The organism is Streptococcus sp. HSISS2 (assembly GCF_000448665.1).
Taxonomy (GTDB): Bacteria; Bacillota; Bacilli; order Lactobacillales; family Streptococcaceae; genus Streptococcus; species Streptococcus raffinosi.
Window position 1 is genome coordinate 1,196,181 of sequence record NZ_CM002133.1, and the last position, 7,402, is coordinate 1,203,582.

The window sequence follows — 7,402 nt, forward strand, 5'->3', positions numbered from 1 at the left end:
CTGGTCTAGCAAGCACAGATAGTCCTGTTATCTATGCGGAGTTTGACAATTTAAATGTGACTAAATTCCAAGGGTTGCAAACTGTCTTTGACGGACGTTTTGAAAACTTGACACCATTCATCCAAAAATGCGTGTCATCAAGTCAGCTGATGAAATTCAAAAAATGATTGGCGCTGGAGATTATGCAGATAAAGCTGTAAATATCGGTTTCGACAATATTTCTCTTGATGTGACTGAAACTGACATCATTGCCCAAATTGAATTTGGTATGAAAAAATCGGTATTAATCAAATGTCCTTTGAAACCATGGTTCTTACAGGTAATAATGCCGCAAACCCTCATGGTATTCCGGGAACTAACCGTATTGAAAACAACAGCCTTCTTCTCTTTGACTTGGGTGTTGTCAGTCAAGGCTACGTCTCAGATATGACTCGTACCGTAGCTGTCGGTCAACCCGACCAATTCAAGAAAGATATCTACAATATCTGTTTGGAAGCTCAATTGACAGCCCTTGATTTTATCAAACCAGGTGTAACAGCCAGTGAAATTGATGCTGCCGCTCGTCAGGTTATTGAAAAGGCTGGTTACGGTGAATACTTCAACCACCGTCTGGGACACGGTCTTGGTATGGATGTCCACGAATTTCCTTCCATCATGGATGGCAATGACTTGGTCATCGAAGAAGGCATGTGCTTCTCTGTGGAACCTGGTATCTATATTCCTGAAAGAGTCGGTGTCCGTATCGAGGACTGTGGTTATGTTACAAAAGACGGCTTTGAAGTCTTCACACACACACCAAAAGAATTGCTCTATTTTGATGTTTAATGAAAACACAAGGGTCTTCAATTAAGTTGAGGACCTTTTCGTTTGCACTCAAATTCAAAAGCCATATAAAAAGCTGACTCATCGTGAGTCAGCTTTTGCTATTTCTCCTCATGTTCTTGTCGAAGATAGTCAAGGCCTTCTTCAATCCATTCTGGCATGGCTGCAGCTAAGGGCTTGAAACCATAGTTCAATCGACTATCTGAGAAACGGTGGCGATGAGGAATTTTATTTTTTCTTCTTCAAGTGTTCTCAAAGAAAGACTGGCCTTTTGTGTAAACTCATCAAAGTCAACGACCTGAACCAAGACATCTTGGTCTACCTTTAGGGTATTGTAGATGTTGTCAATATAACCTGTCTTAATCTCTGAGATGTGAATCAAGCCTGTGGTACCATTTTCCAAGGAAACAAAGGCTCCGTAAGGCTTGATGCCTGTGATAACACCCTTAAGCTTGTCTCCAATTTTCATCTTAGTCTGCTACCTCGACTGTTTCAATGACAACATCTTCAAGTGGCTTATCTTGAGCCCCAACTTCGACACTCGCAATCTCATCAAGTACCTTATAAGAAGCTTCATCTACCAATTGACCAAAAACTGTGTGGCGATGATCAAGGTGAGGTGTTCCCCCATTTTCAGCATAAGCTTCAGCGATTGGTGCTGGCCAACCACCTCGCTCCAATTCTTTTTAGAATATGGAATTTCTGGTGTTTGAACGATAAAGAATTGACTACCATTAGTATCTGGTCCAGCATTGGCCATAGAGAGCGCCCCACGAAGGTTGTAGAGTTCTTTAGAGAATTCATCCTGGAAGCTACCACCGAAGCTTGATTCACCACCCATACCAGTACCAGTTGGATCACCACCTTGAATCATAAAGTTCTTGATGATACGGTGGAAAATCACACCATCATAGTAACCACTTTTAGCCAAATTGACAAAGTTAGTAACGGTTAGTGGCGCATGGTCAGGGAAAAGTTTGATGACCAAATCGCCGTGATTTGTTTTAATCGTTGCGACTGGCCCTTCTACTGAATCCAAGTCAAGTTGCGGGAAATGAAGTTCTTTTTCTACCAATCCGAGTTCCTCCAAGGCATGGAAAATGCCATCTTCTTCTACTGTTTTTGTAACGTAATCTGCTTTTTCTTTCAGTTCTGGTGTGGCATTACCCATGGCAATCTTAAGGCCAACATAGTCAAAGATTTCCATATCATTTGGACCATCGCCAAACATCATAGCATTTTCTGGTTTGAGATTTTCATGTTCCAAGACATGACCAACACCAGAAGCTTTTGAGATACCATTGGCCACCACATCTGATGAGTGTTCATGCCAAGGAACCAAACGCACGTGTTCAGCAAGTTCTTCTGGTAACTCAAGGTCACCATTATTTTCCGCAAAAGTCCACATATGGTAAACATCATTCGACAAGTGAAAGTCTGGCTCCACATCACAAAGACCATAGACTGGTTTCATAGCATTATCAATCAAATCTGAACGCTCTGAAACAACTGGCTTATCCTTACCTGCAAATCCCCAGGCAATCCCAATCTCTTTGCACCATGAAACGAAGGCTTCTGTAATCTCACGTGGAAGGGGATGATTGTAAATTTCATCGTTTTTCGATTAATCACATAGGTTCCATTAATGGTTACAAAATAATCTGGCTCTAGGTCACGGATTTCCTCAACCACACCATAATAGCCACGTCCTGTCGCAATCCCTGTCAAGATTCCTTTTTCTTTAAGACCCTTGAAAACGGCTTTTATAGATTCAGGTATGTAACCTGTCTTTTTGACACGAAGCGTGTCATCAATATCAAAGAAAACAATCTTAGTCTTCTTGGCCTTGTATTTTGTTTTTGCATTTACTGGCATTGCTAATCTCCTTACATAAGATCAAGTCTATCGTTAGGTGCTCATCAAAAGACACCCTAACAAAAAGACCATACGGCATTTCCATTATATCATTTCTTAAAGCTAAAAAGCAAAAAATCATCTAAGACTTGAATGGTCCTAGATGATCGCTGTCTTAACGGTTAACACTCTTGAAAACACGTTTGATATCACGCTCTTGTTCACGACGTTTGATAGATTCACGTTTATCGTAGTCGTGCTTCCCTTTGGCAATACCAAGCAAGACCTTGGCAAAACCATTTTTTAGGTAAACCTTAAGAGGAACCAAGGTCATACCTGTTCCCTTAAGGTCGTTTGCAAGTTTGGCGATTTGCTTTTTCTTAAGCAATAATTTTCGGATACGGTCTGGATCCTGGTTCCAAATATTTCCTTGCTCAAAAGGAGCAATATGGACATTGATTAACCAGGCCTCACCATTTTTGATTTGGGCATAGCCATCTTTAAGTTGGATACGAGCCGCACGAACAGACTTAATTTCCGTTCCTGTTAGCACGATTCCTGCTTCAATAGTATCAACGATACTATAGTCATGTCTCGCCTTTTTATTCTGAGCAACAACATTGCCTTCACCCTTTGGCATAGCAGTCCCTCCATTCTCATCCTATTTTCGTTTTTTAGCTACATCCTTGTAAAAAGGTTTGTTGCCTTTTTTCTTACGACGACCACTCTCACGTCCCTTATTATCATTATGAGGACGGTTTTGATTCTTACGTTTGTCTGGCTTCTTAGATGACTTACGTCTATCGTCATAAGACCCTTTACGGCCATTATTATCTTGACGGTTACGATTATCGCCACCCTTACCACGACGATTGAAATCCCCATTTTGACGGTCACGACGAGGGCCTCTGTGACGGAAGGCTTTAGCCTTTTCTTCACGTTCTTGACGGGCCTTATGATCCACTTTTTCGATGATATCATACTCACTTGGAAGGTATTGAAAATCAATATCTCCAGTTTCCTTGTCCGCACGTGTCAATTTAACACGGATAGGTTGTCCAACACGGAAAGTCTTACCTGTTTTCTCTCCTTGAAGCGTCATGGTACGTTCATTGTAATTGTAAAATTCTGGCAAGGTCGTGATGTGAACCAAACCTTCGATGGTGTTTGGCAATTCCACAAACATACCGAATTTAACCACACTTCCGACAATACCGTCGAATTCTTGTCCAACATACTCTTCCATGTATTCTGCTTTTTTCATAGCTTCAACGACACGTTCAGCATCAATGGCACGACGTTCAAGTGTTGAAGATGATGACGCTAATTCAGGAATTACCTCATCAAAATGTTCACGTGTTTCTTGAGACAAATTGTTGGTGTATTCACGAATCATTCGATGAACCAAGAGGTCCGGGTAACGACGGATTGGACTAGTAAAGTGGGTATAATATTGAGCTGCCAAGCCATAGTGCCCGTGGTTGTGTTCTGAATAACGGGCCTGTTGCATTGAACGAAGCAACATCATGTTCATGACTTCCGCCCCAGGTTTACCCTGCACTCGAGCCATGAACTCTTGCAAGTCTAGCTGATCCATCTTATTAGCAGTTCCCTTGATTTGAACACCAAAGATAGAGGCATAATCCATGAAGCGTTGCAATTTCTCAGCTTTTGGTTCCTCGTGGATACGGTAGATAAATGGCAACTTAGCCTTAGCGAAGTGCTCAGCTACACATTCATTGGCAGCCAACATGAAGGATTCAATCATTCGCTCGGCTGTTCCACGTTCACGCACCACGATATCTACTGGCATTCCCTTTTCATTAACCAAGATACGAGCTTCAGATGTATCAAAGTTAAGGGCACCACGACGCTCACGCATGTCTTCTAAAATCTTATGGAGTTCTGCCATAGCTGATACAGAATCCATGATTGGCTTAAACTGCTCAATTTTTTCTGGATTTCCAGCCAACATGTCATTGACATCGCTATAGGTCATACGGAAGGTTGTGTTAATAACAGATTGACAAATCTTATGATTAACCACCTTACCTTTTGGAGTAATCTCCATAATGGCTGACTGAGTCAAGCGATCAACATTGGGATTTAGTGAACAAATACCATTTGACAGACGCTCCGGCAACATTGGAACCACGCGGTCTGTCACATAAACTGAAGTCCCACGTGCTACGGCCTCACGGTTAAGAGCTGAACCTTCAGTGACATAGTAGGACACATCGGCAATGTGGACACCGAGTTCAAAATTACCATTGGGTAAACGTTTGATATGGACCGCATCGTCCAAGTCCTTGGCATCGGCTCCATCAATAGTGAAAGTCACTTCTTGACGAAGGTCAACACGACCAACTAGGTCTTCCTGACTAGGTGCATCTGGCACAGCTTCTGCTTCAGCCATGACATCCTCTGGAAACTCTGAAACAATATCCATTGATTCCAAGACTTCCAAGACATCAATACCAGTATCTCCCTGGTGACCAATAATATCACGAACACTTCCTACAAAATAATCGTAGTGACGGTTAGGGTATTTTTCAATATCAACCTTAATAATTTCAGTCCCATCAAGGGCAACCGGTTCTTTCTTGATATAGATTGGTTGCTGAATCTTTTGGTTCTTAGACTTAATGTAACCAGCATAAGGTTCTTTCTCGTCGCTAAGGATAAATTTCCCTACAACAGTCTTGAGCGAGCGTTCTACAATTTCAACAACACGTGCTTCGGCTGCTGTCCCACGCAAACGGTCTGCTGGCTTTTTAATGACTACAGCAACAGTGTCACCGTCAATGGCATGGCCAACATCATTACGTCCGATGAACATATCATCTTCATTGTCATCAACATGTAGGAAGCCAAAACCATTTTTATTGGCACGAAAAACACCCTCGACAGTAACTTGATTGGGATGCTCTTTCTTTGGTCGCAAGGACACCGAACCGTCTTTGTTAAAACGCAGCTGGCCCTTACTTTCCATGACTGAAATAGCCTTGATGAGCTGTGGAAACTTTTCTCCCCCAGCCTGATTAAGAGCATGGGCAATGTCATTAACACTGGATTTTCCATGCTCTTTCAAGTAATTTATAATAGTTTCTTTCATGATTTCCTTTTTTCTAGTGACTATAACGCAAAAAATGAGCCAACCTCAGTCAGCTCATTACTTACTTGAGAGAATGGAAAGGACGATTGCATCTACAATCCATAGAAAAACCAAGATTCCTGTAAAGCGTTGCATAAAGGCTTCGAAACCACGTGGTTTACTACGTTCAAATAGTGCTTCTGACCCACCACCATCAAAGACATTGCTACTTGGGTTTTTTTGTGGCTGCATGAAAATTGCAATCACAATAATAGCTGACATCACCAAGAGCAGCGTTAATAATAAGTCGTACATAGTTATTCCTCCGAAAATGTCCTTATTATTCTACCATAGAACCCTTTAAGATTCAACATGTAAGGTTACTTTTCTATCCTTTGGACAGAATTTTGGAACCTGAATTTTTTCAGGATGATTCTGTTTATTTTTACTTGTGAGGTAATTGATACTCCCACACTCACTACACTTTAAATTGATTTTAACTCTCACCTATATTCTTAACTCCTAGCGATTTTCTAAAGATGATTAAGGACCAAACAAAATTTCCAAAGACGATGGCTGCTGTCACAAAGAAAACCCAACGATAGCCCAGTCCTGTAGCAACCGCTGAACCCACAAAAGGACCTAAAACTTGTCCAATGTATGAAAAACTTTGATTAAAGCTAAATATTCTTGAAATTCCTTCTTTGGGGGTCATCTTGGTCAATAAAGAATTGACACTCGGCATCAGGGCACCTACACCAAAACCATAGGCAAAGCGTAAAAGGCCCAGTTGCAAGGCTGAACCTGCAAAACCACAAAGGAAATACAAGAGAAAACTATAGAATAACCCCATCAAGAGCAAACGATGATTCCCAATGCAATCACCCAGTCGGCCTAAATAAGGAGTGCTTAAAAGACTTGAAAAGCCCATAGCGGACACAATTAACCCTGAGTAAAAGAGGATATTATCACTTTGACCCAAATAACGAATGTAAAGCGCCAAGATTGGGGCAATTGATTGGGCAGAAATTTGGATAATCATACTAGTCACAAAGAGCCCAATTAAAAGTGATTTGCTAGGAATTTTAGCAAATACTTGCGAAAGACTCATCATCTCTCCCTTTTCAATCGGTTGGAAGTCCTCGCGCAAACCAAAGATAGTCAAGAGGCAGCAAATAAACAAAATGAGTCCAACCAATAAAAAGGTCCCCCTCATTCCAAAGGCCTCAGATAAGGCACCCCCTAGCAAGGGGCCAATCAAGACACCTGCCGTGAGACCCGTGGACAAGGTCCCCAGGGCATAGCCAGAACGTTGCTGAGGAGCCTGACTAGCAATCAAGGCTGTTGCATTTGGCACATAACCTGCAAACAAGCCATTCAAGATTCTCAAGAAAAGCATCCAGAAGACATTAGGCACAAAGGCTAAGCCTCCCATTGTAAAGGTCATAACCATACTGGCTCTTATCATCATGGGTTTTCGGCCATAACGGTCCGCCAAGCGTCCCCAAACTGGTGAAACCAAGGCTGAAGCTAGGGCAGACAGAGCGACAGATAAACCAGCATACCATTCTACCATAGCGCCTTTAACCCCTAATTCTTCAACATAGAGAGCCATGAAAGGCATGACAATAA

Annotated in this window: 5 protein-coding genes and 3 pseudogenes; 1 reads left to right on the forward strand and 7 read right to left on the reverse strand. The window is 41.9% G+C overall.

Annotated elements, in window-relative coordinates; all coding sequences use genetic code 11:
* Window positions 1–825: pseudogene (locus HSISS2_RS05315) on the forward strand (M24 family metallopeptidase); the annotation flags it as partial.
* A 98-nt stretch (window positions 826–923) separates the two neighbouring features.
* Here the strand turns inward: HSISS2_RS05315 and HSISS2_RS05320 are convergent.
* The 7 genes and pseudogenes from HSISS2_RS05320 to HSISS2_RS05350 all read right to left on the reverse strand — a co-directional run bounded on the left by HSISS2_RS05320 (window position 924) and on the right by HSISS2_RS05350 (window position 7,400).
* A pseudogene (locus HSISS2_RS05320) lies at window positions 924–1,291 on the reverse strand (S1 RNA-binding domain-containing protein).
* Window position 1,292: 1 nt separating this feature from the next.
* Window positions 1,293–2,697: pseudogene (locus tag HSISS2_RS10885) on the reverse strand (Cof-type HAD-IIB family hydrolase).
* A gap of 154 nt (window positions 2,698–2,851) precedes the next feature.
* Complete coding sequence (smpB, locus tag HSISS2_RS05335) at window positions 2,852–3,316, reverse strand: SsrA-binding protein SmpB (protein ID WP_021145766.1); 465 nt, start codon at window positions 3,314–3,316, stop codon at window positions 2,852–2,854.
* A gap of 21 nt (window positions 3,317–3,337) precedes the next feature.
* Complete coding sequence (gene rnr / locus HSISS2_RS05340) at window positions 3,338–5,791, reverse strand: ribonuclease R (protein WP_021145767.1); 2,454 nt, start codon at window positions 5,789–5,791, stop codon at window positions 3,338–3,340.
* A gap of 57 nt (window positions 5,792–5,848) precedes the next feature.
* Window positions 5,849–6,085 carry a preprotein translocase subunit SecG gene (gene secG / locus HSISS2_RS05345; protein WP_002889016.1) on the reverse strand — a complete coding sequence of 79 codons (237 nt, stop codon included), beginning with the start codon at window positions 6,083–6,085 and terminating at the stop codon, window positions 5,849–5,851.
* A 45-nt stretch (window positions 6,086–6,130) separates the two neighbouring features.
* Window positions 6,131–6,277, reverse strand: a complete 147-nt coding sequence (rpmG, locus tag HSISS2_RS10890; RefSeq protein ID WP_002890443.1) for a 50S ribosomal protein L33 — start codon at window positions 6,275–6,277, stop codon at window positions 6,131–6,133.
* A complete protein-coding gene (locus HSISS2_RS05350; protein WP_240471993.1) occupies window positions 6,267–7,400 on the reverse strand; it encodes a multidrug efflux MFS transporter in 1,134 nt (377 codons plus the stop codon). Before HSISS2_RS05350 ends, rpmG begins: the two co-directional genes overlap by 11 nt.
* Window positions 7,401–7,402: the final 2 nt, after the last annotated feature.